Below are 439 nucleotides of genomic sequence, written 5' to 3'. Positions count from 1 at the left end.
AACGACGAAGCACGCCAACTGGTTCGAAGCCTATGTCGATGCCATGGAGCTGAACTTCTGGACCGGCACCGAATTCGAAGGCAGCGCCTATGACGGGACCAAGGGCGACTGGACCGTCACGCTGCGGCGCGCCGACGGCAGCCAGCGCACCATGCATCCGCGTCATGTGGTGATGGGGACCGGCGTCAGCGGCATCGCCAACGTGCCGGACATTCCGACACTCGACAATTTCAAGGGCACGCTGCTGCATTCCAGCCGCTACGAGGACGGCGAGAACTGGCAGGGCAAGCGCGCCATCGTCATCGGCACCGGCAATAGCGGTCACGACATCGCGCAGGATCTTTTCTCCAGCGGCGCCGAGGTGACGCTGGTGCAGCGCTCGCCGACCCTGGTCACCAACATCGAGCCCTCGGCGCAACTCGCCTATGCGACCTACAAC

1 protein-coding gene is annotated in these 439 nt (G+C 64.0%); it reads left to right on the top strand.

The genetic code is table 11. From position 1 onward, the window contains the following. Positions 1-439, top strand: a 439-nt coding sequence (locus ACNFOC_RS55425) for an NAD(P)-binding domain-containing protein (RefSeq protein ID WP_416966448.1), incomplete at both ends; no start/stop codon positions are given.

Source organism: Streptomyces colwelliae (assembly GCF_048158785.1).
In the GTDB taxonomy this organism is placed as follows: Bacteria; Actinomycetota; Actinomycetes; order Streptomycetales; family Streptomycetaceae; genus Streptomyces.
The sequence above is the reverse complement of the archived record's forward strand: the minus strand, read 5'-3'. Positions and strand labels throughout refer to the sequence as shown.